The organism is Streptomyces sp. NPDC059850 (genome assembly GCF_042731515.1).
Lineage (GTDB): Bacteria > Actinomycetota > Actinomycetes > Streptomycetales > Streptomycetaceae > Streptomyces.
In genome coordinates, this window is the sequence record NZ_JBHWJI010000071.1 from 20,681 (window position 1) to 45,529 (window position 24,849).

The window sequence follows — 24,849 nt, forward strand, 5'->3', positions numbered from 1 at the left end:
GCTTGTCATACCGCTTCTGTGAAGACTCCCGCCTCGGTGATCATCAGTTGTCAGATGATTATCGGACTTAACCCCCGTGTGTCGGGTACAACGGTGCCGGTCACCGTGTGCGCAGGGCCAAACACCGATGGCCGGATTTCCCCTCCCCACGGGAACCACCGATCGCTGCCATTCGTGATCCAACAAGGCACACTAGGGGTGCATACGACCCAAGTCCCGCCATGTGTGACCGACCGGACCGGGGCAGCGCCGAAAGGGGTGGGAACGTCATGGACGCCATGGACAAGGATCGCGACATCCCGGCACCAGGGGCCCGGCCGCTATGGACCGAGGAGCCCGCCCGCAGGCGACGGCTGCCCGATCCGGTGCGTACGTCGGCAGTGCGGGCGGTCATCATCGTGGCGATCACGATGGTGCTGGCGATGGTGGCGGTGCTGTGCGCGTTCGCCGGTTCGTGGTTCGCCTTCCCCTCCGTGCTCATCGCGGTGGCGAGCACGGTGGTGGCGACCTGGGGGGTGCTGGACGTATGGGTGACCCGGCAGGTGTGGAACCAGCGGTACGGGGTGGTCTCCCGGCCCAGCAGCTCGGCGCGGGAGATGCGCCGCCAGCGGCGGCGGGCCCGTAAGGAGGCGGTCAGCGCGCGACGGGCAGCCGAGCGCGGGCGAGCTCGCGGCGCAGCCGCGTGAACGGTTTCGGGCGGTTGACGGCGAGGACGGCGGTCGGATTCCCGTCGCGTTCGTAAACGGCGAGGAAGCCACCGGCCGCGTCGCTCTCGGGATCGCCCTCGGCGATCCGGACGGTGTCGCCGGGCTCGCGCCGCCCGGCGAACTGGACGCGCGCGCCGTACTGGTCGGACCAGAAGTAGGGCAGCGCGCCGAAGGGTTCGACGGTGGCCCCGGCGAGCAGGTTGCGGGCGGCGACCGCGCCCTGTTCGGCGGCGCTGGTCCAGTGTTCGGCCCGTACGGTGCGCTCCGTACCGGGCTGGGCGAGGCGGGCCACGTCGCCGACGGCGACGACGGTGGGCAGCGCGGTGGCGCAGCCCTCGTCGCACAGCACCCCGTCGTCCAGGGCCAGTCCGGAGTCTTCCAGCCATCCGGTGACCGGGCGCACCCCGACGCCGACGACGACCACATCGGCGGGCAGCACCCGGCCATCGGCCAGCTCCACACCGGTGACGCGATCGGTGCCGCGCAGGGTGGCGACGCCCGTACCGCACAGCAGGGTCACGCCGTGCGCGGCGTGCAAGGCGGCGCACGCCTGGGCCATGCGCTCCCCCAGTTGCGGGACGAGCGGCAGCGGCGCGGCCTCCACCACGGTGACGTCCCGCCCGAGGGCGGCGCAGGACGAGGCGACCTCGGCGCCGATGAAACCGGCGCCGATGACGACCACCCGGGCCGCCCCCGCCCGCAGTTCGGCGCGGAGCCGCCGGGCGTCGTCGAGGGTGCGCAGGGTGTGCACCCCGGGCAGGGCGGTGGCGCGCAGCGTCCGGGGCGCGGCCCCGGTGGCGATGACGACCCCGTCGGTACGCAGGGTGCGGCCGTCGGCCAGCCCGACCGCGCCCGCCGCCGGATCCAGCCGGTCGGCCCGGACACCGAGCAGCCACTCGGCGTCCAGTTCGGCCTCGTCCTCGGGGTCGGTGAGGGCGAGCGGGCCGAGCCCGCCGTCCGGATCTTCCTCAGCCGTGAGGAACGCCTTCGACAGCGGAGGGCGATCGTAGGGGCGGTGGCGCTCCTCGCCGACGATCACCAGCCGGCCGTCGTACCCCTGGTCGCGCAGGCCGCGCGCCGCGTGCAGCCCCGCGAGCGAGGCCCCGACGACGGTGACCGACCGCATCATGCGACGGCTTCTTCCTGGGCAGCGGGCACCAGGGGGTGGACATAGAGCAGTCCGTCCACCACCGTGACCGCATGCGTACGTACCGGTTTGCGGGCGGGCAGACAGGTGGGCATGCCGGAGCGCAAATCGAACAGGGCGGCGTGCAGCGGGCATTCGACGTAGCAGCCCTCGAGCCAGCCTTCGGAGAGGGAGGCGTCCTGGTGGCTGCAGGTGTCGTCAACGGCGTAGAACGCGCCCTCGCTGTGGAACACCGCGATCGCCGCGTGGCTGTCGCCGGCCTCGACGCGCACCGACTCACCTTCCGGCAGATCCTCGATACGGCAGACGGGAATCATTGGCCCCCCTCACGTTGATCGGTATCATGCGTTGTGAATGGCGCATCGAAATGCGCGATGCGCAACAGAATCCAGATTGGGAAGGCAGCCGTCAAGAGTTGCCCGTCGAGAGGCCCCACTCGGAGCCGCCGGATGGTGAGATCAGACCCATGACGAACACGACCGAGGATCGGCCCGATGACAAGCGAGGGGCCTCCGGGGCAGTGCAGTCGGTGGACCGGGCGGTCAGTGTCCTGGAGATCCTCGCCAAACTCGGCGAGGCCGGGGTGACCGAGATCGCCGATGAGCTGGGCGTACACAAGTCGACCGCGTTCCGGCTGCTGGGCGTGCTGGAGAACCGCGGCCTGGTCGCCCAGGAGCGCGAGCGCGGGAAGTACTACCTGGGCGCCGGGGTGCTGAGGCTGGCGGGCGCGGCCGCCATCCGGCTGGACATCTCGCAGGAGGGCGCCCCGGTCTGCCGGGCGCTGGCCGACGAGACCGGCGAGACGGCCAACATCGCGGTGCTGGACTCGGACGCGGCGGTCAACATCATGCAGGCGCGCGGGGCCGCCGCGGTCACGGCCTACAACTGGCTGGGGCGGCGCACCGCGCTGCACGCGACCGCCAGCGGCAAGATGCTGCTGGCCCATCTGAGCGGCGACCGGCGGGAGCGGCTGGTGACGCGGAAGCTGCCGCGGTTCACCGAGCACACGATCACCACCTCCGCCGAGCTGCGGCAGCAGCTGGAGACCGCCGCCGAGCGCGGATTCGCGTACTCGTGCGAGGAACTCGAGATCGGGCTGAACGCGGTCGCGGCTCCGGTGCGCGGCCACGACGGCGCGGTGATCGGCGCGATCGGCGTATCGGGACCGGTGTACCGGATGGCCCAGAGCCAGCTGCTGGACCTCGCCGAGCACGCGATGAAGACCGCCGAGGAACTCTCCCGCCGCATGGGCTTCCCCGGCTGACCAGCCACGACGCACCACCCGCGGAACACCCGAAGGGGCCGGATCCGATCCGGCCCCTTCGTCGCGTCCGGAGCCGGAACCCGTAGTCAGCGCTGCCTTACGGACGGTTTGCGCGCACCCTCTTGACGCGTCGTGGACACGGCTTTCAGGATGTCCCTCATCGCGCAACACGCCGCGCTATACGCAACTGGGGGGTAACCAGCGGCCGTTCAACCGGCCGGGTTTCCCGCATCTTCCGAGTACCCCACTCATGCCAGCTCGTGCCAGCTCCCACGCACCGGTCCCTGCCCGCGTCGCAGGAGAACAGAGGAGTGAGCCATGCCGCAAGAAGTCCGCGCCGCCGTGGCGCTGAAAAAGGGCGCACCCGTCGAGGTGCTGCCGGTCCTCGTGCCCGATCCCGGACCCGGCGAGGTGCTGGTGGGGGTCCAGGCCTGCGGGGTGTGCCACACCGATCTGCACTACCGGGACGGCGCGATCGGCGACGAGTTCCCGTATCTGCTCGGACATGAGGCGGCCGGAATCGTCGAGGCCGTGGGCCCCGGCGTCACGGGCCTGGCCCCCGGCGACTATGTGGTGCTGGCCTGGCGCGCGCCCTGCGGCGGCTGCCGCTCCTGCCGCCGCGGCCGCCCCTGGTACTGCTTCGAGAGCCGTAACGCCGCCCAGCCCATGACCCTCGCCGACGGCACGGCGGTGAGCCCGGCGCTGGGCATCGGCGCGTTCGCGGAGAAGACGCTGGTCGCGGCGGGACAGGCGGTGAAGATCGACCCGTCGGCCCGGCCCGAGGCGGCGGGGCTGATCGGCTGCGGGGTGATGGCCGGGTACGGCGCGGCGGTGCACACCGGCGGGGTGTCCAACGGCGACACCGTCGCGGTCATCGGCTGCGGCGGGGTCGGCAACGCGGCGATCGCCGCGTCCGCGCTGGCCGGGGCGCGCCGGGTGATCGCCGTGGACATCGACGACGCCAAGCTGGACCTGGCCACCCGCTTCGGCGCCACCGACACCGTCAACTCCCGGGGTACGGACCCGGTCGAGGCGGTCCGCGAGCTGACCGGGGGCGTGGGCGCCGACATCGTCATCGACGCGGTGGGCCGTCCCGAGACCTACCGCCAGGGCTTCTACATGCGCGATCTGGCCGGAACGCTGGTCCAGGTCGGGGTGCCGGACCCGGAGATGCGCATCGACCTGCCGTTGATCGACGTGTTCGGGCGCGGCGGCGCGCTCAAGGCGTCCTGGTACGGCGACTGTCTGCCCAGCCGGGACTTCCCCGTCCTGATCGACCTCCACCTCAGCCGCAAGCTCGACCTGGACGCGTTCGTCAGCGAGACGATCACGCTGGACGAGGTGGAGCCCGCGTTCGCCAAGATGCAGCGCGGTGCGGTGCTGCGTTCCGTGGTGGTGCTCTGATGGCCGGGGCGGTGCACCAGCGCGTCGTCATCGTCGGCGCCGGGATCGTCGGCTGCTCGCTCGCCGACGAGCTGACCGCGCGCGGCTGGAGCGACGTCACCGTCCTGGAGCAGGGCCCGCTGGCCGCGCCCGGCGGCTCGACCTCGCACGCGCCCGGTCTGGTGTTCCGGACCAGCCCCTCCAAGACCCTCACCGAATTCGCCGTCTACACCGTGGAGAAGTTCTCCGCGCTTCAGGTCGAGGGGCTGTCCTGCTTCAACCCGGTCGGCGGTCTGGAGATCGCCACCAGTGAGGAGCGCTGGGCCGATCTGCACCGCAAGGCGGGGCTGGCCGCGTCCTGGGGCATCCGGGGCGAACTCCTCTCCCCCGCCCGGTGCGCCGAACTGTGGCCGCTGCTGGACCCGGAGAAGATCCTCGGCGGCTTCCACACCCCGGACGACGGACTGGCCCGCGCGCTGCTCGCCTGCCGCGCCCAGATCGAGCGGGCCACCGCGCGCGGTGCCCGCTTCCTGGAGCGGCACACCGTCACCGGCATCGAGCAGGAGGGCGGCCGGGTGACATCGGTCGTCACCGACCGGGGCACCTTCCCCGCCGACATCGTCGTCTCGGCGGCCGGGTTCTGGGGTCCGCTGATCGGCGCGATGGCGGGCGTCCGCGTACCGCTGCTGCCGCTCGCCCACCAGTACGCGAAGACGGCACCGCTGCCGGAGCTGGCCGGGGTGAACGACCCGCGGACCGAGGCGAGCCGTCCGCTGCTGCGCTTCCAGGACCGGGACCTGTACTACCGCGAGCACACCGACCGGATCGGCATCGGCAGTTACGCCCACCGCCCGATGCCGGTCGACCCGGCCGCCGTGCCCGCCTTCGACGACGCGCCCGTGATGCCGTCCTCGCTGCCGTTCACCGAGGAGGACTTCGCGCCCAGCTGGACGGACAGCCTCGGGCTGATCCCGGCGCTCGGCGCGAGCCGCGTCGAGGAGGGGTTCAACGGGGTCTTCTCCTTCACCCCCGACGGGATGCCGGTCGTCGGCGAGTCCCGTGAGGTGCGCGGCTTCTGGCTGGCCGAGGCGGTGTGGGTGACCCACTCCGCGGGCGTCGCCAGGGCCGTCGCCGAGTGGATGACCGAGGGGCGGCCGTCCGTGGACGTCCACGAGTGTGACCCGTACCGCTTCGAGGACGCCCAGACCTCCCCCGCCTACATCGCCGACCGCGGCGCGCAGAGCTTCACCGAGGTCTACGACGTCATCCATCCGCTGCAGCCCATGGAGCAGCCGCGCCCGCTGCGGGTCAGCCCGTTCTACGGGCGGCAGCGGGAGCTGGGCGCGTACTTCCTGGAGGCCGGGGGCTGGGAGCGGCCGCACTGGTACGAGGCCAACGCCCCGCTCGCCGAGGGGCTCGAAGTGCCCGCGCGCGACGCCTGGTCGGCCCGCTACTGGTCGCCGATCGCCGCCGCCGAGGCCCGGGTCACCCGGGAGCGGGTCGCGCTGTACGACATGACCCCGCTCAAGCGGCTGGAGGTCTCCGGCCCCGGCGCGCTGGACTTCCTGCAGCGGATGACCACCAACCAGCTCGCGAAGAAGCCGGGCGCGGTCACCTACACCCTGCTGCTGGACGAGGCCGGGGGCGTACGCAGCGATCTGACCGTCGCCCGCCTTGGTGAACAACGCTTCCAGGTCGGCGCGAACAGCGGTCTCGACCTGGACTGGCTGCTGCGGCACGCCCCTGACGGCGTCCATATCGCCGACATCACGCCCGGCACCTGCTGCGTCGGGGTGTGGGGCCCGCTCGCCCGGGAGCTGGTCCAGCCGCTGACCCGGGACGACTTCTCGCACCAGGCGTTCGGCTACTTCAAGGCCCGGCGCGCATATATCGGCCATGTCCCGGTGACCGCGATGCGGCTGAGCTACGTCGGTGAGCTGGGCTGGGAGCTGTACACCACCGCCGACCTGGGCCTGCGGCTGTGGGACACGCTGTGGGAGGCCGGGCAGCGGCACGGGGTGATCGCCGCCGGGCGCTCCGCCTTCAACAGCCTGCGGCTGGAGAAGGGCTACCGCGCCTGGGGCCATGACATGACCACCGAGCACGATCCGTACGAGGCGGGCGTCGGCTTCGCCGTCCGGATGAACAAGGGCGACTTCCTGGGGCGCGCGGCGCTGGAGGGCCGCGGCGAGGAGACGGCGCGGCGCAGGCTGGCCCCTCTCACCCTGGACGACCCGGCCGCGATCGTCCTGGGCAAGGAGCCGGTGTATGTGGATGGTGTCCCCGCGGGCTATGTGACCAGCGCCGCGTACGGCTACACCATCGGCCGTACCGTCGCCTACGCCTGGCTGCCCGCCGGGGCCGCTGTCCCCGGAACCGCCGTCCACGTCGAGTACTTCGGCGAGAAGGTCCCCGCGACCGTGGCCGCCGAGCCCCTCTTCGATCCGCGCATGGAACGCATCCGCAGGTGATCCCTGCCCGTCTGAGGAGAATCCCATGACCGTGGCTCCTGAATCCCCCGCCGCCCCGGCCTCCAGCCTGATCACCACCCTCCCCGGCCCCTGGTACACCTCCCCCTCGGTCTTCCGGCGGGAGCAGGAGCACCTGTTCGAGGCGATGTGGTTCTGCGCGGTGCGCAGCGCCGATCTGGACCGGCCGGGGGCGTTCCGTACCGTGCAGGTGGGCCGGGAGAGCGTGCTGATCACCCGCAATCGCGCCGGTGAGCTGCGCGCGTTCCTCAACATCTGCCGCCACCGCGGCGCCCAGCTGTGCACGGAGGAGTCGGGCACGGTGCGGCGCTCGCTCCAGTGCCCGTACCACGCCTGGACGTACGACCTGGACGGACGGCTCACCGCCGCCCCGAACCTCCAGCGGATGCCCGATGTGGACCGTGGCGAGCGGGGGCTGCTGCCGGTGCGGCTGCGCGAGTGGCTGGGGTACGCCTGGGTGTGCCTGGCCGATGAGCCGCCGTCGTTCGAGGAGTCCGTCGTCGGGGCGGTCGCCGAGCGGCTGGGCGACACCGAGGCGGTGGAGCGGTACGGCGTGGCGGGGCTGTCGCTCGGCCGCCGGATCGAGTACGACATCAAGGCCAACTGGAAGCTGATCGTCGAGAACTTCATGGAGTGCTACCACTGCGCGACGATCCACCCCGAACTGACCGAGGTGCTGCCGGAGTTCGCCGACGGTCTGGCGGCGCAGTACTTCGTGGGGCACGGCGCCGAGTTCGCCGAGGAGGCCCAGGGGTTCACGGTGGACGGCAGCGCGGGCTTCGACCGGTTCGACGGCATCGCCGAGAACCAGGACCGCCGCTACTACGCGATCACCGTGCGGCCGCAGGTGTTCATCAACCTGGTCCCGGACCATGTGATCGTCCACCGGATGTTCCCGCTCGCCGCCGACCGCACGCTGATCACCTGTGACTGGCTGTACGCGCCGGAGGTGGTGGCGTCGGAGCGGGATCTGTCCAAGTCGGTCGAGCTGTTCCACCGGGTCAACACCCAGGACTTCGACGCCTGTGAGCGCACCCAGCCCGCCATGCACTCGCGCGCCTATCGCGGCGGCGGGGTGCTGGTGCCCAGCGAACACCACATCGGTGCCTTTCACCAATGGGTGACCGACCATGTCCCGACCCCGGAAGCGGAGGAATGCCCGTGAGGGACCTCTTCATAGGAGGCCAGTGGACCGAGGCCATCGACGAACGCACCCGGGAGATCAGGTGTCCGGCCGACGGCTCGCTGGTGGCCGTCGTGGACGAGGGCGGCGGCAAGGACGCGGCCGAGGCGGTGGCCGCCGCCCGGCAGGCCTTCGACCACGGCCCGTGGCCGCGCACCCCGGTGGCCGCCCGCGGTGATCTGCTGCTGCGGGTGGCCGGTCTGCTGGCCCGCGACAAGGCTGCCCTGGCCCGCGCGGAGTCGCTGGACACGGGGAAGCGGCTGGCGGAGAGCGGCCGGGACGTGGACGACGTGATCGCGTGTTTCCGCTATTACGGGCAGCTGGTGCGCACCGAGGCGGAGCGGATCGTGGACACCGGCACCGAGGACGCCGTCAGCCGGATCGTCTACGAACCGGTCGGGGTGTGCGCGCTGATCACCCCGTGGAACTATCCGCTGCTGCAGACGGCGTGGAAGGTGGCACCCGCGCTCGCCGCGGGCAACGCCATCGTCCTCAAGCCCAGCGAGCTGACCCCGTCCACGGCCATCGCGCTGATGCGGCTGCTGGCGGAGGCGGGGCTGCCGGACGGGGCGGCCAACCTGGTGCTGGGTCCTGGCGCCGAGGCGGGCGCCCCGCTCACCGACAACCCCGATGTGGACCTGGTGTCCTTCACCGGCGGGCTGCGCACCGGGCGCCGTGTCATGGCGGCGGCCTCCGGCACGGTCAAGCGGACCTTTCTGGAGCTGGGCGGCAAGAACCCCAACATCGTGTTCGCGGACGCGGACTTCGAGAGCGCCGTCGACTACGCGCTCACCGCCGTCTTCCTCCACTCCGGGCAGGTCTGCTCGGCCGGTGCCCGGCTGCTGGTACAGACCCCGGTGCACGACGCGTTCGTGGAGGAGGTGGTGCGCCGCGCCCGCGAGATCCGGCTCGGCGGGCCGTTCGACGAGCGGGCCCAGACCGGTCCGCTGATCTCGGCCGCGCACCGGGCGAAGGTCGAGGCGTACGTGGCCACCGGGCTCGCGGAGGGCGCCCGGCTGCGCTGCGGCGGCCGCCGCCCGGAGGATCCGGAGCTGCGGGACGGCTTCTACTACCGGCCGACGGTGCTCGACCGCTGCCACAGCGGGATGTCGGTGCTGGCCGACGAGTCCTTCGGGCCGGTGCTCACGGTGGAGCGTTTCGCTTCGGAGGAGGAGGCGATACGGCTGGCCAATGACACGGTGTACGGGCTGGCCGGGGCGGTGTGGTCCTGCGACGAGGGGCGGGCGCGGCGGGTCGCGTCCCGGCTGCGGCTGGGCACCGTGTGGATCAACGACTACCACCCGTCGGTGCCGCAGGCGGAGTGGGGCGGGTTCAAGCAGTCGGGGACGGGTCGGGAACTGGGGCCGAGTGGGCTCGCCGAATATCGCGAGGCGAAACACATCTGGTGCAACACCCACCCCAGGCCTCAGGGTTGGTTCACCTGACCCACACCTCGGGCTCGCCCGCCCGACATTTTGGAGTGTCCACCGTGTCCACTACGCAGGACGACGCCGAACTCACCGAGTTCGGCTACCGCCCCGAGCTGAAGAGAACCCTCGGCAGCTTCCACACCTTCGCCGCCGGGATCAGCTACATCTCCATCCTCACCGGCACCTTCCAGCTCTTCTACTTCGGCTTCGCCCAGGGCGGACCCGCCTACTGGTGGTCCTGGCCCATGGTGTTCGGCGGGCAGCTCATGGTCGCGCTGTGCTTCGCCGAGCTGGCCGCCCGCCATCCGGTGGCCGGATCCGTCTACAACTGGGCGAAGCGGCTGGGCAACCCGCATGTGGGCTGGCTGGCCGGGTGGATGATGCTGGTCGCCTCCATCGTGTCGCTGGCCGCCGTCGCGCTCGCCTATCAGCTCACGTTGCCGCAGATATCCTCGGCGTTCCAGTTCATCGGGGACGGTTCCGGTACGTATGACACGGCGACCAACGCGGTGCTGCTGGCCGCCGTCCTCATCCTCTTCACCACGCTGGTCAACGCCTTCGGGGTGAAGCTGATGGCGCGGATCAACACGGCCGGGGTGTTCCTGGAGCTGGTCGCCACGGTCGTGCTGATCGTCCTGCTCGCCGTCCATGTGGTGCGTGGTCCGGGCGTCGTCACGGAGACCGCGCACACCGGTTCCGGGCAGAACCTCGGCTATCTGGGCGCCTTCCTCACCGCCTCGCTGGCCTCCGCGTACGTCATGTACGGCTTCGACACGGCGGCCTCCCTCGGCGAGGAGTCCCTGGACCCGTCGCGCAACGCGCCCCGGGCGATCCTGCGCGCGCTCATCGCGTCGTTCGCGCTGGGCGGGCTGATCCTGCTGCTGGCGCTGATGAGCGTCGGGAGCCTGACCGGCGAGGGGCTGTCCACGGACGGTCTGCAGTATGTGGTGCTCGATGTGCTCGGGCCGACGGTCGGCAAGGCGATGCTGTGGTGTGTGCTGATCGCGGTGACGGTGTGCGCGCTGGCCGTGCACACGGCGGCGGTGCGGCTGGCGTTCGCGATGTCCCGGGACAACAACCTGCCCGCCGCGTCGCTGATGGCCCGGGTCAGCCCGCGCTTCCAGACCCCGGTGCTGCCCGCGGTGATCGTGGGCCTGCTCGCACTGGGCGTGCTGGCCGTGAACATCCGTCAGCCGCAGATCTTCTCGGTGGTGACCAGCATCGGCATCATCATGATCTACGTGGCGTATCTGCTGGTCACGCTGCCGATGCTGGTGGCCAGGGTGCGCGGCCGGTGGACTCCGGCGGGTGAGGGGCGGTTCTCGCTGGGACGGTTCGGGCTGCCGGTCAACGTACTCGCGGTGCTGTGGGGCGCGGGCATGACGCTCAACCTGGCGTGGCCGCGCGACGCGGTCTACAACGCGGCTCCGCCGCACCACTGGTATCTGCGCTGGGGCGCGTTCCTCTTCGTGGGGACGGTCGCGCTCGGCGGGTTCGCGTACTACTGGTTCGTCCAGCGCCACCGTACGGGCGTGCTGGCCGAGCACGCGGCGGCGACCGGGACGGACAGCGGCACGACGGACAGCGACCCGGCCGCCACGGTCTGACCGGCGCGGGGAGCGCGGAGGGGCTGCCTCTCCGCGCTCCGCCGTTCGGGTGATCCGCTGTGCGCGGCGTTGCCTTCGCCCTCACCTGAATGGGTTACTGAGTCCGTCAATATCCGGCGGGCCGCCCATCCTTTCCGGAGGAGTGGAAGGCGCGCCGTCATGCTGACTCCGTATCGCCCGGACGGGCTCATCATCCTCACCGACCACCGGGGGAACCGCGTCGCCGTGATCGACCCGGTCTCCCGCCAGGTCGTCCGCACGCTCGGGGTACCGGCCCCGCTCGTGGTACGGGGCGCCTCGGGCCTCCCCGCCGGGCTCGTCGTCGCCCGTCTCACGGCCGCCGCCGACGTCCCTGGGCTGCGTACCGGGCGTTTCGACACGTTCGAAGAACTCCTCAACCGCTTCTCCGGTGTCTTCCCCGACCAGGGTTCGTACAGCGGCGGCACCCTGGTGACCCTCATCGGCACGAACTTCAGCAACGCCACGGCCGTGCGCTTCGGGTCCCGTCCGGCGGCGAGCTTCACCGTCCTGGACGACGCGACCATCCTGGCGGTGAGCCCGCCCGGCTACGGAGCGGTCCCGGTCTCGGTCATCACGCCCGGCGGCAGCGCCGTCATCGGCTACTTCTTCTATCTGCGCTGGCCCAGTCTGCAGGGCATCGAGCCCGCCGCCGGTCCGGTCGGCGGGGGCAACGTGGTCGAGCTGAGCGGCGTCGGCCTGAGCACCGCGCAGCTGGTGCACTTCGGCGACGGCACGGCGCACCCCACGCCCGTCTCCGACCAGCAGCTCCTGGTGGCCGTACCGCCCGCCGCGGGGCCGGGCACCGTCGCCGTCTACGTCACCGCGATCGGCGGGGTGAGCAACCCGCTGCTCTACACCTATGTGGGCGTGCCGACCGTCACCGGTGTGACCCCGTCGACCGGGTCGATCGCGGGCGGAACGACCCTCGTCCTGACCGGTACGGCGCTCAGCCGGGTCACCGGGGTCACCGTCGGCGGCGTTCCCGCGGCGTCCTTCCGCGCGTACTCGGACACCCTGATCGTCGTGGTGACGCCCCCTGCGGCGGGGCCCGGGCCCGCCGACATCACCGTCACCACGCCGGGGGGCAGTGTCACGGTGCCCGGCGCCTTCGGCTATCAGGCGGGTTCGGCGACGGCGGTCGTCTCCGCGTCCGACCCGTCCGTCGTCGGCGAGCCGGTGACCTTCACCGCCACCGTGACCGGGGTCCCGCCCACGGCGGGCACCCCGACCGGCACCGTCACCTTCGACTACGGCGACGGCACCCCGGCCGTGGTGGCCCAGCTGGAGGGCGGCACCGCCACGGTGACCCACGCCTACGCCACGCCGTCGGGCGCTCCCTACGCCGTCACCGCCGCCTACAGCGGCGACGTCCTGTTCACGGCCTCCACCGGCGACGACACCCAGACCGTGGACGAGGCGGCGACCGAGACCACGCTGACCTCCGCGCCCGATCCGTCCGTGGCGGGGCAGCCGGTGACGCTCGTGGCGCGGGTCGCCCCCGTGGCCCCCGGAGCCGGTACGCCGACGGGCACGGTGACGCTCGACTTCGGCGACGGCACTCCCCCGGTGACCCTGCCGCTGGAGGGTGGCGCGGCGACCGTGGACCACGTCTACGCGGACACCGGCGGCAGCCCGTACGCCCTCACCGCGGACTACAGCGGCGACGCCAACTTCACGGCCTCCACGGGGCTGGACACCCAGACGGTCGACCAGGCGGCCACCGCCACCTCGGTGGTCCTCGCGCCGAATCCGTCCGTGACCGGAGAGCCGGTGACCGCCACGGCGACGGTGGCGGCCGTCCCGCCCGGCGCGGGCACCCCCACCGGGACCGTCACCTTCGACTACGGCGACGGCACCCCGGCCGTGGTCGCCCCGCTGGTGGGCGGCACGGCCAGCACCACCCACGCGTACGCCACCACCTCCGGCAGCCCGTACACGGTGACCGCCACCTACAGTGGCGACGCCGACTTCATCGCCTCCGTGGAGACCGGCGTCCAGACGGTGGGTCAGGCCGCGTCCACGACGTCCGTGGTCCCCGCGCCCGATCCGTCCGTGGTGGGCGAGCCGGTGGACTTCACCGCGACGGTGGCGGCCGTACCGCCCGGCGCGGGCACCCCCACCGGGACCGTCACCTTCGACTACGGCGACGGAAGCCCGGCCGTGGTCGCCCCGCTGGTGGGCGGCACGGTGACGGCCAGCCACACCTATGCCGACGCGGCCGAGTACGCCGTCTCCGCCACCTACAGCGGGGACGCGGACTTCACCGGGTCGACCGGCGACGACACCCACACCACCGCACCCGCCGACACCGCCACCGCCGTGACCACCGCGCCCGATCCGTCCGTGGTGGGCGAACCGGTGGACTTCACCGCGACGGTCACGGCCTTCCCGCCCGGCGCGGGCACCCCCACCGGCACCGTCACCTTCGACTACGGCGACGGCACGCCACCCGCCACCGCGCCCCTGACTGGCGGCGTCGCCACCAGCACCCACAGCTACGCCGACGCCGACGAGTACGCCGTCACCGCCACGTACAACGGCGACACCGACTTCACGGGATCGACCGGCGCCGACACCCACGCCGTCGAACAGGCCGACACCGCCACCGCCCTCAGCGCCGTGCCCGCCCCGTCCGCGGTGGGCCAGTCGACGGTGTTCGTCGCGCAGATCGTCCCCGAGGCCCCGGCGTCCGGGACGCCGACGGGGACGGTGACGTTCGAGTTCGGCGACGGCGGCCCGCCCGTCACGGCGCCCGTCGTGGGCGGTACAGCGACGGTCGAGCACACCAACCCGGAGGTGGACCAGAGCCCGTACACGGTCGAGGCCACCTACAGCGGGGACGCCAACTTCCTGGCCTCCGGGGCGTCGGACAGCCACGAGGTCGTCCAAGCCGGGTCGACGACGCTGGTGTCGTCCGCGCCGGAGCCCTCGGTGACGGGCGAGACGGTCACCTTCACCGCGACCGTCGAGGCCGCCCCGCCCGCCACCGGAACCCCCACCGGCACGGTCACCTTCGACTTCGGCGACGGCACCGCGCCCGCCACCGCGCCCCTGGTCGGCGGCGCCGCCACCGTCACCCACGCCTACGCCCACGCGGCGCTCGTCCCGTATCCGGTCACCGTCGCCTACAGCGGGGACCTCAACTTCACCGCGTCCACCGGCACCACCTTCCAGAGCGTCGACCAGGCCACGACCACCACCGTGGTCTCCGCCGAGTCCGAACCCTCGGTGACGGGCGAGACAGTGACGGTCACCGTGGTGCCCGGCTCGCCCGCGTCCGGCGTCCCGACCGGTTCGGCCACCATCGACTTCGGCGACGGCACCCCGATGGTCACGGTCCAGCTGGTGGCGGGCACCGCGACGGTCACTCACGCGTACGCCAGCGCGTCCGGAAGCCCGTACACCATCACCGCCGAGTACAGCGGAGACGCCGACTACGCCCCGTCCGAGGACACCATCGTCCACACCGTCGACCCGGCGGAGACCGTCACCCGGGTGACGTCATCGGCGAATCCGTCGGCGGTGGGCCAGAGCGTGACGATGATCGCCCGGGTGTCGCCGACCCCACCGGGCGCCGGTGCGCCGACCGGCACGGTCACCTTCGACTTCGGCGACGGGTCCCCGACCGTCACCGAACCGGTCTCCGGCGGCCGGGCCCTGGCGGCGCACGCCTACACCAGCACGGCGGGCAGCCCGTACACGGTCACCGCCACGTACAGCGGTGACGGCGACTTCGCCACCTCCACCGGGACCACCGCGCAGGACGTGGACGCGAGCGTCTCGACCACGGAGACGACGGTGACCTCGGACCCGGACCCGTCGGTCGTGGGCGAGGAGGTCACGATCTCCGCGACCGTCGTGGCCGTCCCGCCCGCCTCGGGCACTCCGACCGGGACGGTGACCTTCAGGTTCGGTGACGGCACCGCGACCGCCACCGTCCCGCTCACGGGCGGCTCGGCATCGGTCACCCACATCTACACCGCCGCCAGCGCCGCGTACCCGATCACCGTGGTCTACGGCGGCGACAGCAACTTCGCCGGGTCGGCCGGAATCGACGACCAGACGGTCATCCTGGCCGCGTCCACGACGACGGTGAGCACCGCCCCGGACCCGTCCGTCGTCGACGAGCCGGTGACCGTCACCGTGACCGTCGCGCCCGTGAGTGTGGGCGCCGGGACCCCGAGCGGCACGGTCACCCTCGACTTCGGCGACGGCACCGACCCCCTCCAGGCTCCCCTCGACGGCGGCGTCGCGACCGCTGTCCACGCGTACGCCCACACCACCGGCAGCCCGTACACCGTCACCGCCACCTACAACGGGGACGCCAGCTTCGCCGGGTCAACCGACACCGACACCCAGACCGTCAACGCGGCAGACACCGCCATCAGAGTCTTCTCGTCGCCGGACCCGTCGGCAGCCGGGCAGTCGGTGACCATCACCGCGGCCGTCACCGCCCTCGCCCCAGCGGAGGGCACTCCGCTCGGCACGGTCACCTTCGACTTCGGCGACGGCACCCCGACCGTCACGGCCGACGCGGTGGGCGGGCTGGCGACGGTCACCCACGCGTACACCGGCACGGGCGGCAGCCCGTACACCATCACGGCGACCTACGGCGACGACGCGGACTTCAACGCGTCCACGAACACCGTCTCCCACACCGTGCTCCCGGCCGCGACCGCCACGGAGCTGACCGCCGGGCCCGACCCCTCGGTGGTGGGCGAAGCGGTGTCCATCACGGCGACCGTCACCCCGGTGGCGCCGGGGGCCGGGACGCCGGACGGGACGATGACCTTCGACTTCGGCGACGGCACCGCACCCGTCACGGTGCCGCTGACCGGCGGTGCGGTCATCCTCGACCACGCGTACACCCACCCCGGCGCGCTGGCCATCACCGCCACCTACGACGGCAGCGGCGACTTCACGTCCTCGGTGGCCACCGAATCCCACACGGTGGTGCAGGGTACGACGACCACCACGGTGACCTCCGCGCCGACCCCGTCCGTGGCCGGGCAGCAGGTCACCTTCACGGCGACCGTGGCCCCGGAGCAGCCGGGCGACGGCTCGCCCACCGGGACGGTGACCTTCGACTTCGGCGACGGCACGGACCCGGCCGAGGGGTTCATCGTGGACGGCGTGGCGACGGCCGAGCACGCCTACGCCACCACCTCCGGCAGCCCGTACACCGTCACCGCCACCTACGGCGGCGACCTGGACTTCACCGGTTCCACCGGGACCGCCACCCACACCGTCGACCAGGCCCTGACCGCGATCGAGGTCGCCTCGTCGCCCGACCCGTCGGTGACCGGCCAGCCGGTCACCGTGACCGCCACCGTGGCCGCGGTCGCACCGGGCGGCGGAACCCCCACCGGGACGGTCACCTTCGACTTCGGCGACGGCACGGCGCCCGTGGCGGTGCCGGTCGCGGCGGGCGTGGCCACGACCACCCACACCTGGGCCGGTACGTCGGGCAGCCCGTACGCCATCACGGCCGACTACGACGGCGACGCCGACTTCGCCCCGTCCACCGGCAGCGACACCCAGAGCGTCGACCCGGCCACCACAGTGACGACGGTGACCTCCGCACCGGACCCCTCGGTGGCCGGTCAGCCGGTGACCCTCACCGCGACCGTGGCGCCGGTCGAGCCGGGCGCGGGGGTGCCGACCGGCACCGTGACCGTCGACTTCGGGGACGGCACCCCGGCCGTCACCGCACCGCTCACGGGCGGCACCGCCACCCTCACCCACACCTGGGCCGGTACGGCGGGCAGCCCGTACACCATCACCGCCGACTACGACGGCGACCCCGACTTCGCCCCGTCCACCGGCACCGACACCCAGACCGTCGCCCCGGCCGCGACCACCACCACGCTCAGGGGGTTGCCGGAGCCGTCGGTGACGGGCGAGCCGGTGACGTTCCTCGCGACGGTGACGCCGGACGCGCCGGGGGGCGGTGCGCCGGGCGGGACGGTGACGTACGACTTCGGCGACGGCGGCGCGCCGGTCACCGTCCCGGTGACGGAGGGTGTGGCGACGGCCGTGCACGCCTATGCGAGCGCGGCCGGCAGCCCGTACACGGTCAGCGCGCACTATGACGGCGACGCCGATTTCACCGAGTCGGTGGGGGTCGAACCCCACACCGTGCAGCCCGCGCTGACGGCCACGGTGGTCGGCACGGCGCCGGATCCCTCGGTGACGGGCGAGGAGGTGACCGTCACCGCCACGGTCGCACCGGTCGCGCCGGGGGCGGGGGTGCCGACCGGCAACGTGACCTTCGACTTCGGCGACGGCACCCCGCCCGTCACCGCGCCGCTCACCGGCGGCACCGCCACCCTCACCCACACCTGGACCGACACCACCGGCAGCCCGTACGCCATCACCGCGGAGTACAGCGGCGACCCGGGCTTCACCGCCTCCACCGGAAGCGACACCCACACCGTCGGCCCGGCGGCGACCACGACGACCGTGGCCTCGGCGCCGGACCCCTCGGTGGCGGGGCAGGAGGTCACCGTCACGGCCACCGTGGCGCCGGTCGCGCCGGGGGCGGGTGAGCCGACCGGGACCGTCACCTTCGACTTCGGCGACGGTACGGCGCCCGTGGCGGTGCCGGTCGCGGCGGGCGTGGCCACGGCCACCCACACCTGGGCCGGTACGTCGGACAGCCCGTACACCATCACGGCCGACTACGGCGGCGATCCGCGCTTCACCGCCTCCACCGGGACCGACACCCAGACCGTGGGTCAAGCCTCCTCCGGCCTGCACCTGTTCACCTCGCCGGACCCGTCCGTGGCCGGGGAAGTGGTCACCTTCTCCGCCGAGGTCGAGGCGGTCGCACCGGGCGCCGGAACACCGACCGGCACGGTCACCTTCGACTTCGGGGACGGCACCCCGCCCGTCACGGCGCCGGTCTCCGGCGGGGTGGCGGCCACCACCCACGCGTACGCGGACTCGGCGGGCAGCCCGTACACGGTCACCGCGGACTACAGCGGCGACGCCGACTTCACGGGGGCGAGCGCCACCGACACCCACACGGTGGCGGCCGGGGCCGCCACCACCATGACCACGCTCACCTCCTTCCCGGACCCCTCGGTGACCGGGCAGTCGGTGACGTTCACCGCGCTCGTGGAACCGACCCCGCCCGGGGCCGGGGTGCCCACCGGCACCGTCACCTTCCACTTCGGGGACGGTACGGAGGGCCTCACGGCACCCGTCACCGGCGGGGTGGCGACCGCCACCCACTCCTACGCCACCGCGACCGGCAGCCCGTACACGGTGACCGCGCACTACAGCGGGGACAGCAACTTCAGCCTCTCCTCGGACACGGACATCCACACGGTCGGTCCGGCGCCGACCGTCACCACGGTGACCTCCGCGCCCGACCCCTCGGTGGCGGGCCAGTCCGTGACCCTCACCGCCACGGTGGCGCCGATCGAGCTGGGCGCGGGGGTGCCGACCGGGACCGTCACCTTCGACTTCGGGGACGGCACCCCGGTCGCGTCGACGCCGCTCTCCGGCGGGGTCGCCACGATCAGCCACACGTACGCGGCCGCCGGTGGTCCGTACACGGTGACCGCGAACTACGACGGGGACGCGAGCTTCATCTCGTCCAGCGGCACCGACACCCAGACCGTCACCACGGCGGAGACGACGACGGCCGTGGTCTCCGCGCCCGACCCGTCGGTGGCGGGCCAGTCCGTGACCCTCACCGCGACGGTGGCACCGGTCGCCCCCGGCTCCGGAACGCCCACCGGGACGGTCACATTCGACTTCGGCGACGGCACCCCGACCGCCACCGCGCCCGTTACCGGGGGCCTGGCGAGCGTCGCCCACACCTACACCGCCACCTCCGGCAGCCCGTACACCATCAGCGCCACCTACGGCGGGGATGCCTCCTTCACGGGGTCGAGCGGCACCGACACCCACGCCGTGAACGCCGCCGCCACGACGACGGCCGTGGCCTCCTCGCCCGATCCCTCGGTCACCGGCCAGAACGTCACCTTCACCGCCACCGTCACCGCCCAGGCCCCCGGAAGCGGAACCCCCACCGGAACCGTCACCTTCACCTTCGGGGATGGTTCGGGCAGCACCACGGCGCCGCTGTCCGGCGGCATCGCCACCCTCACCCGTGCCTACGTGTCGGCCGCGGGCAGCCCGTACGCCATCACCGCCACGTACAACGGCGACACCAACTTCACGGGGTCGAGCGGCACCGACACCCACACCGTCAACCCGGCCGCCACGACGACCGCCGTGGCCTCCTCGCCCGATCCCTCGGTCACCGGCCAGAACGTCACCTTCACCGCCACCGTCTCCCCCCAGGCCCCCGGAACCGGAACCCCCACCGGAACCGTCACCTTCACCTTCGGGGATGGTTCGGGCAGCACCACGGCCACCCTGACCGGTGGTGTCGCCACCGCCACGCGCGCCTATCCCGTGCGCAGCGGCAGCCCCTTCTCCGTCACGGCCACGTACAACGGCAGCGCCAACTTCACCACGTCCACCGGGAATGACACCCAGACCGTCAACGCGGCCGCCACCACCACGACCGTGGCCTCCTCGCCCGATCCGTCGGTGGCGGGCCAGTCGGTGACCATCACCGCCACCGTGGCCTCCGTCGCACCCGGAAGCGGAACCCCCACCGGAACCGTCACCTTCGCCTTCGGCGACGGCACCAGCAACGCCACCGCCACCCTCTCCGGCGGCATCGCCACCACCACCCACACCTACACCGGGACCTCCGGCAGCCCGTACACCATCACCGGCACGTACAACGGCGACGCCAACTTCGCCACGTCGAGCGGGACCGACACCCAGGCCGTCAGCCGGGCCGCCACCACCACGGCCGTGACGTCCACGCCGGACCCCTCGTCGGCCGGGCAGTCGGTGACCATCACCGCCACCGTGGCCTCCGTCGCACCCGGAAGCGGAACCCCCACCGGAACCGTCACCTTCAGCTTCGGCGACGGCACCAGCAACGCCACCGCCACCCTCTCCGGCGGCATCGCCACCACCACCCACACCTACGCCAGCAGGACCGGCAGCCCCTTCCTCATCACGGCCGCGTACAACGGCAGCACCAACCACACCGCGTCCAGCGGCACCGACACCCAGACCGTCGGTACCAAGGCCGCGACCACCACGACGACGACCTCGTTGAGCGGCCCTTCGGTCGTCGGTGAGTCGGTCACCCTGAGGGCCATCGTCACGTCCCCGTCCGGAACGCCGACCGGGACCGTCACCTTCGCCTTCGGCGACGGCACCCCGACCTCCACGGTGTCGCTCTTCTTCGGCTTCGCCTTCGTCACCCACACCTACACGACGACCACCGGCAGCCCGTTCACCTTCACGGCCACGTACAACGGCAACGACAGTTACGCGAGTTCCAGCGACACCGACACCCAGACCGTCACCAAGGCGGCCACCACCACGGCCGTGAACTCCTCGCCGAACCCCTCGACGACGGGCCAGCAGGTGACCGTCACCGCGACCGTGTCCCCCGTCGCCCCCGGCTCGGGCACGCCCACCGGGACCGTCACGCTCTCCATCCCCGGGCGCACCCCGCAGACCGTGACGCTCGTGAACGGCACGGCCAGCGCGGTGTTCAACCCGCTGCCCAAGGGGACGCACACCATCACCGCCAACTACAACGGCAGCGTCGGCTACTCCGCCTCCTCGGCGACCCGCACCCAGACGGTGAACTGAGGCTGTGTGCTTCTATTCCGCCGCGTCGGCGGGCGTCCCGTCCCCCTCCGGGCGCTTGTACATCCGCGTCGCCGTAATCTGGCCGTGCACCTGCTCCCCCTCCGGGTCCTGCGTCGGCAGGCCCGGCCGCAGATGCTCCTCGACGCTGATGTACTTGAGCCCGGCCCGCAGGTCCGCGTCGTTCCGCAGCCGGATCACCAGCGGGAACTCGGCCAGCGCCGTGGTGTCGAACAGGCCCGTCGTATAGAGCAGCTGGACGCCCAGCGCGTCCGCCACCGCCCGCTGCAGCTCCAGCAGATACGTGGCGTTGGCGCGGCCGATCGGGTTGTCGAGGAAGAGCGTGCCCGCGTGGCGGTGCTTGTCGCGGCCCCGGTCGTTGCTGCGCAGCGCGGCCATCGTGCAGTACAGGGCGATGGCGGCGGTCAGCAGCTGGCCGCCGGAGAACACGTCGCCCATCTGCCCGACCGGCACCCGCTCCGCGCGCAGCACCGCGTCCGGCTTCAGGATCTCCACGGCCACCCCGCGCGGCTGGAGCGCCGCCGAGACACCGCGCAGCAGCAGGGACATGCCGTCCCGGCGCAGGTCGGAGTTCTTCTTGACCGCCGAGTGGGTCGCCTCGTCGATGACCTCGCCCAGCCGCTCCGTCAGCGTCGCCTGGTCCGGGTCGTCGAAACGGATCCGCAGGAACTCCTGCCCCGACCATTCGCCAAGACCCTCCGGGAGCCGGGAGAGCCGCTGCGCCGAGCGGAGCGTGGCCAGGCAGGACTCGACCAGGCCGCGCAGCCGGTCCACGATGGAGTCGCGGTTGCGCTCCAGCTGCTCCAGCTCGTCGGTCAGCACGCGCAGCCGGGGCGCGAACGCGTCCGCCCAGGCGGCGGCGTGCTCGGGCAGCGCGGCCGCGGGCAGTTCGCGGATCTGCTGGCGGGCCGGGGTGCGGACCTGCTCGTAGCGGGTGGAGTTGGCGTGCCGTACGAGGACGTCGCTCGCCTCCCGGACCGACGACTCGGCGCCCGACAGATCGGCCGCGCAGCCGCGCAGCGAGCGGCGGGCCTCGGTGGCCGCCTGCCGGGCCTCGTCCAGGCCGCCCGCGTACGGGTCGGGGCGCTCGCCGTCGTCCTCGGCGCCCGGGCCGTCGCGGAGCAGGTCCCGCAGCAGGGCGGCGGTCTCGTCGAAACCGCCCGCCGCGTCCTCGGCGGAGCGGTGGGCGCGCAGCAGGTCGGCGTGGGCGGTGCGGGCGGTGTCCAGCGCGTCCGTACGGGCGGCCAGTTCGCCGTTGGCCGTGCGCAGCAGCTCCTTCGCCTGCTCCGCGTCGGCCGGTGCCATCTCGTCCGGCAGGACGGTGTGGGCGTCGTCGCCGTCGGCCGGGGCCAGCCGCTCGGCCTCGCCGCGCAGCCGCCCGAGCTGCTCGCTCGCCGTCGACGCGCGGGTCTCCAGCATCTGGACGAGCGATTCGGCGCGGGCCGCGGCGGCCTGCCGGGACGGGCCGTCCGCCCCGTCCGTGCCCTCCAGGAGCTGGGCGGCGCGGGTGCGGACCTTGTTGGTGAGCCGGTCGAGGCTGGCCAGCGCCGCGCTCTCGTCGCTCTCCGCGCGGGCCTGTTCGGCCCGCAGGTCGGCGCCGACGCCGACCTTCTCGTACACCTGGGAGGCCGCGCGGTACGCCTCGCGCAGCGCGGGCAGCGACGCGGTGGGCGGCTCGGTGTCCTCACCCAGGTCGTCGGGCGCGCCCGCGATCTCCGCCCGCTCGGCGCGCAGGGCGCGGGCGGTGCGGTGCGCGTCGTCGGCCGCGCGCTGGGCCGCGCGCCGGTCCTCGTCGGCGGCGCGGGCCCGGTCCACGCAGGCGGCGGCCTGCTCCTCGGCCTCGGCCGCCTCGTCGGCGAGTTCGCGCAGCCGGGTCTGCCAGTTGGCGCGCTCGCGCAGCCGGTAGGCGAGGCCCGCCAGCGCGTCCGCCACCCGGCGGGCCCGCTGTGCGGCCTCCTGCCGCTCGTCCCGCACCCGGGCCGCCTCGGTGGCCGCCTCGTCCGCCTCGGCCCGGGCCGTACGCGCCTCCACCAGCTCCCGCTGCGCCGCCTCGGCCGACTCCGCGGCACCCTCGGCCGCCGCCGCCAGCTCGGTGAGCCGCCCGGCCGGGCAGCCGTCGCGCCACGACGCCAGCCGGGCCGCCAGCGCCCGGTCCCCGCCCAGCCGGGCGGCCAGCGCCCGGATCTCCTCGTCCCGCGCGGTGGCCCGGTCCCGCAGCCCGCGCCGCTCGTCGTCGGCGGCGCGCTCGTCGTGCATCGCCGGGTTCGGCGGTACGAGGAACACCCCGCTCTCCGCGCCTTCTTCGGGCGCGGGCGTCGGCGCGAGCAGCGCGGCGGCCGTCCCGACCGCGACGGCCGAACGCGGCAGCAGCGACGCCTGCGCCAGCACCTCGCGGGCGCGGGCGTGGGTGTCGGGGTCCGTGATGACGACGCCATCCACCAGCTCGGGGCGGGCCGCGAGCACGGCCGCGTGGTCGACGGGGTCGACGGCCTGGGCCAGGTAGCGCCAGCCGGGCAGGGCGGGGATGCCGTGCTCGCCCAGGTACTCGACGGCGGCCAGCACGTCGGTGCTGGGCGGCAGCAGCCCGCCGTCGCCGAGCGCGGCGAGGATGCGGGAGTCGTCGGCGGCGGCGGTCCGCAGGTCGAACAGCTGCCGCTCGGCGGAGGCCACGCTCTCCTCCAGCAGCTCCCGCAGCGCGTCGGCGTTCCGGTCCAGCTCCTCGGCGGTCAGCGGCCCGTCGCCCACGGGCCGCCGCGGCGGCGCGTTGTCCGGGGCAGCGGGCCCCGTCTCGCCGTCCCCGACCTCGGGGTCCCAGCAGTCCTGCGCGTCTTCCGCTGGGTGCGGTTGACCGGATTCCGGCGCCTGCTCGTCGGCGTCGGCCTCGGCGGCCGTCGGGTCGCCGCCGTCGCCCTCGCTGTCGTCCCCGACCCGGGCCGACACCCGCCCGGGCGGCGGCGAATCGGCCGCGTACACGCGCGCAGCGGTTGGCACACCGCTCTCGCCCACGCCGTCGGTGGCCCGCGTGCGGGTGGTACGGGCGTCCGTGCCGCCCCGCGCAGCCTGCGAATCGGCCTCCGCCACAACGGAGTCAGCGACCGGGCCAGCGCTCTCGTCCGCCGCACTGGTGCCCCGCGCACGGCCGGTGCCGGAGACGGCGCCGTCGCCCGCACGCGCCGTGGGCGCACCCCAGCGCTCGGCCCCGGCCGACGACGACACGCCGCGTTCATCCGCAGCGCCAGTGGCCCGCATGCGGGCGCCGGTGCCCTCGGCCCCAGCGCCATCCGCAGCGCCGGTCTCCGGCCGCTCCTCCCCCGCACGGGCTGCGTCCCGGCCCGCTGGTCGGGGGCCGGTGGCCTGCGTGCCGTCGCCGTCTTCCGGGGCGGCGGGCCCGTCCTCGATGCGGACCGTCACTCGGCCCCGGGGGCGGGAGTCTGCGGGGTGGGTGCGGCCGCTGGGGGCGGGATCGCCGGGGGCCGCCTCGTGGGGCGCGTCGTCCGGGCTTCCCTCCTCGACGGCGAACGCCGTGCGCGGGCCTCGGGCTTCGTGGGGGGTGTCGGGGGCGTACTCGTGGTCGGCGGTGGGGTCCAGCGCGCCTTCGTCCTGGGAGCGGGTGGCGGGGTCCGCGCGGAAGGCGGCGGGGAGTTGGGACAGGCCCAGCATGTCGTCCGCGTCGGGGTCGTCGTCCACCCGGACCGTGATCCAGCCCGTACGCGGGGACTCGGCGGCCGAGGCGCGGGCGGCGGGGATGGCTGCGGTGGGCTGGGGAAGGCCCAGCAGCTCGATGAGGCGCGGCTCGGCGCCGAGCGCCTCGGCGGCGCGCCGCTCCGCGTCGTACGCCGACTCGGCCGCCCGCGCCGCGTCGGCGGGCCCGGGGGCGGGCGGGTGCCCGCGGGCCGGTTCG

At 73.4% G+C, this 24,849-nt stretch carries 10 protein-coding genes and 1 pseudogene; 8 read left to right on the forward strand and 3 right to left on the reverse strand.

The features are described from left to right. Positions 1-269: 269 nt before the first annotated feature. The gene (locus tag ACFV9T_RS37490; protein ID WP_385447038.1) at positions 270-686 is read left to right on the forward strand and encodes a hypothetical protein; all 417 of its coding nucleotides are present in this window, start codon (positions 270-272) and stop codon (positions 684-686) included. On the opposite strand, the gene ACFV9T_RS37495 is transcribed toward ACFV9T_RS37490, so the two are convergent. Together ACFV9T_RS37495 and ACFV9T_RS37500 are read right to left on the reverse strand one after the other, a co-directional pair. Beyond that, entirely contained in the window at positions 634-1,833 is a 1,200-nt protein-coding gene (locus ACFV9T_RS37495; RefSeq protein ID WP_385447056.1) for an NAD(P)/FAD-dependent oxidoreductase, read from the reverse strand. The genes ACFV9T_RS37490 and ACFV9T_RS37495 overlap by 53 nt on opposite strands. Continuing rightward, entirely contained in the window at positions 1,833-2,171 is a 339-nt protein-coding gene (locus tag ACFV9T_RS37500) for a bifunctional 3-phenylpropionate/cinnamic acid dioxygenase ferredoxin subunit (protein WP_385447040.1), read from the reverse strand. Before ACFV9T_RS37500 ends, ACFV9T_RS37495 begins: the two co-directional genes overlap by 1 nt. A 149-nt stretch (positions 2,172-2,320) precedes the next feature. Between ACFV9T_RS37500 and ACFV9T_RS37505 the strand changes: the two genes are divergently transcribed. The 7 genes from ACFV9T_RS37505 (at position 2,321) to ACFV9T_RS37535 (ending at position 20,930) form a co-directional block, all read left to right on the forward strand. Continuing rightward, entirely contained in the window at positions 2,321-3,118 is a 798-nt protein-coding gene (locus ACFV9T_RS37505; protein WP_385447042.1) for an IclR family transcriptional regulator, read from the forward strand. Positions 3,119-3,436: 318 nt separating this feature from the next. Continuing rightward, positions 3,437-4,522, forward strand: a complete 1,086-nt coding sequence (locus ACFV9T_RS37510; RefSeq protein WP_385447044.1) for an S-(hydroxymethyl)mycothiol dehydrogenase — start codon at positions 3,437-3,439, stop codon at positions 4,520-4,522. Next, positions 4,522-6,972 carry an FAD-dependent oxidoreductase gene (locus ACFV9T_RS37515; protein ID WP_385447046.1) on the forward strand — a complete coding sequence of 817 codons (2,451 nt, stop codon included), beginning with the start codon at positions 4,522-4,524 and terminating at the stop codon, positions 6,970-6,972. The genes ACFV9T_RS37510 and ACFV9T_RS37515 overlap by 1 nt, the downstream gene beginning before the upstream one ends. A gap of 25 nt (positions 6,973-6,997) precedes the next feature. Continuing rightward, complete coding sequence (locus tag ACFV9T_RS37520; RefSeq protein WP_385447048.1) at positions 6,998-8,155, forward strand: aromatic ring-hydroxylating dioxygenase subunit alpha; 1,158 nt, start codon at positions 6,998-7,000, stop codon at positions 8,153-8,155. Continuing rightward, positions 8,152-9,618 (forward strand): aldehyde dehydrogenase family protein, encoded by a 1,467-nt coding sequence (locus tag ACFV9T_RS37525; RefSeq protein ID WP_385447050.1) that lies wholly within the window; start codon positions 8,152-8,154, stop codon positions 9,616-9,618. Before ACFV9T_RS37520 ends, ACFV9T_RS37525 begins: the two co-directional genes overlap by 4 nt. A 35-nt stretch (positions 9,619-9,653) precedes the next feature. After that, positions 9,654-11,210 carry an APC family permease gene (locus tag ACFV9T_RS37530; RefSeq protein ID WP_385447052.1) on the forward strand — a complete coding sequence of 519 codons (1,557 nt, stop codon included), beginning with the start codon at positions 9,654-9,656 and terminating at the stop codon, positions 11,208-11,210. 159 nt (positions 11,211-11,369) lie between these two features. Then, positions 11,370-20,930, forward strand: coding sequence for an Ig-like domain repeat protein (locus ACFV9T_RS37535; protein ID WP_385447054.1), 9,561 nt, complete (start codon positions 11,370-11,372; stop codon positions 20,928-20,930). Between the two features lie 12 nt (positions 20,931-20,942). Here ACFV9T_RS37535 and ACFV9T_RS37540 read toward each other — a convergent pair. Continuing rightward, a pseudogene (locus ACFV9T_RS37540) lies at positions 20,943-24,849 on the reverse strand (hypothetical protein); the annotation flags it as partial.

What these genes read in the sequence shown, in the direction of transcription:
- ACFV9T_RS37520 (WP_385447048.1), top strand. Translation starts at nt 6,998, where the DNA reads ATGACCGTGGCTCCTGAATCCCCCGCCGCCCCGGCCTCCAGCCTGATC.
- ACFV9T_RS37510 (WP_385447044.1), top strand. Translation starts at nt 3,437, where the DNA reads ATGCCGCAAGAAGTCCGCGCCGCCGTGGCGCTGAAAAAGGGCGCACCC.
- ACFV9T_RS37515 (WP_385447046.1), top strand. Translation starts at nt 4,522, where the DNA reads ATGGCCGGGGCGGTGCACCAGCGCGTCGTCATCGTCGGCGCCGGGATC.
- ACFV9T_RS37490 (WP_385447038.1), top strand. Translation starts at nt 270, where the DNA reads ATGGACGCCATGGACAAGGATCGCGACATCCCGGCACCAGGGGCCCGG.
- ACFV9T_RS37500 (WP_385447040.1), bottom strand. Translation starts at nt 2,171, where the DNA reads ATGATTCCCGTCTGCCGTATCGAGGATCTGCCGGAAGGTGAGTCGGTG.
- ACFV9T_RS37535 (WP_385447054.1), top strand. Translation starts at nt 11,370, where the DNA reads ATGCTGACTCCGTATCGCCCGGACGGGCTCATCATCCTCACCGACCAC.
- ACFV9T_RS37495 (WP_385447056.1), bottom strand. Translation starts at nt 1,833, where the DNA reads ATGCGGTCGGTCACCGTCGTCGGGGCCTCGCTCGCGGGGCTGCACGCG.
- ACFV9T_RS37505 (WP_385447042.1), top strand. Translation starts at nt 2,321, where the DNA reads ATGACGAACACGACCGAGGATCGGCCCGATGACAAGCGAGGGGCCTCC.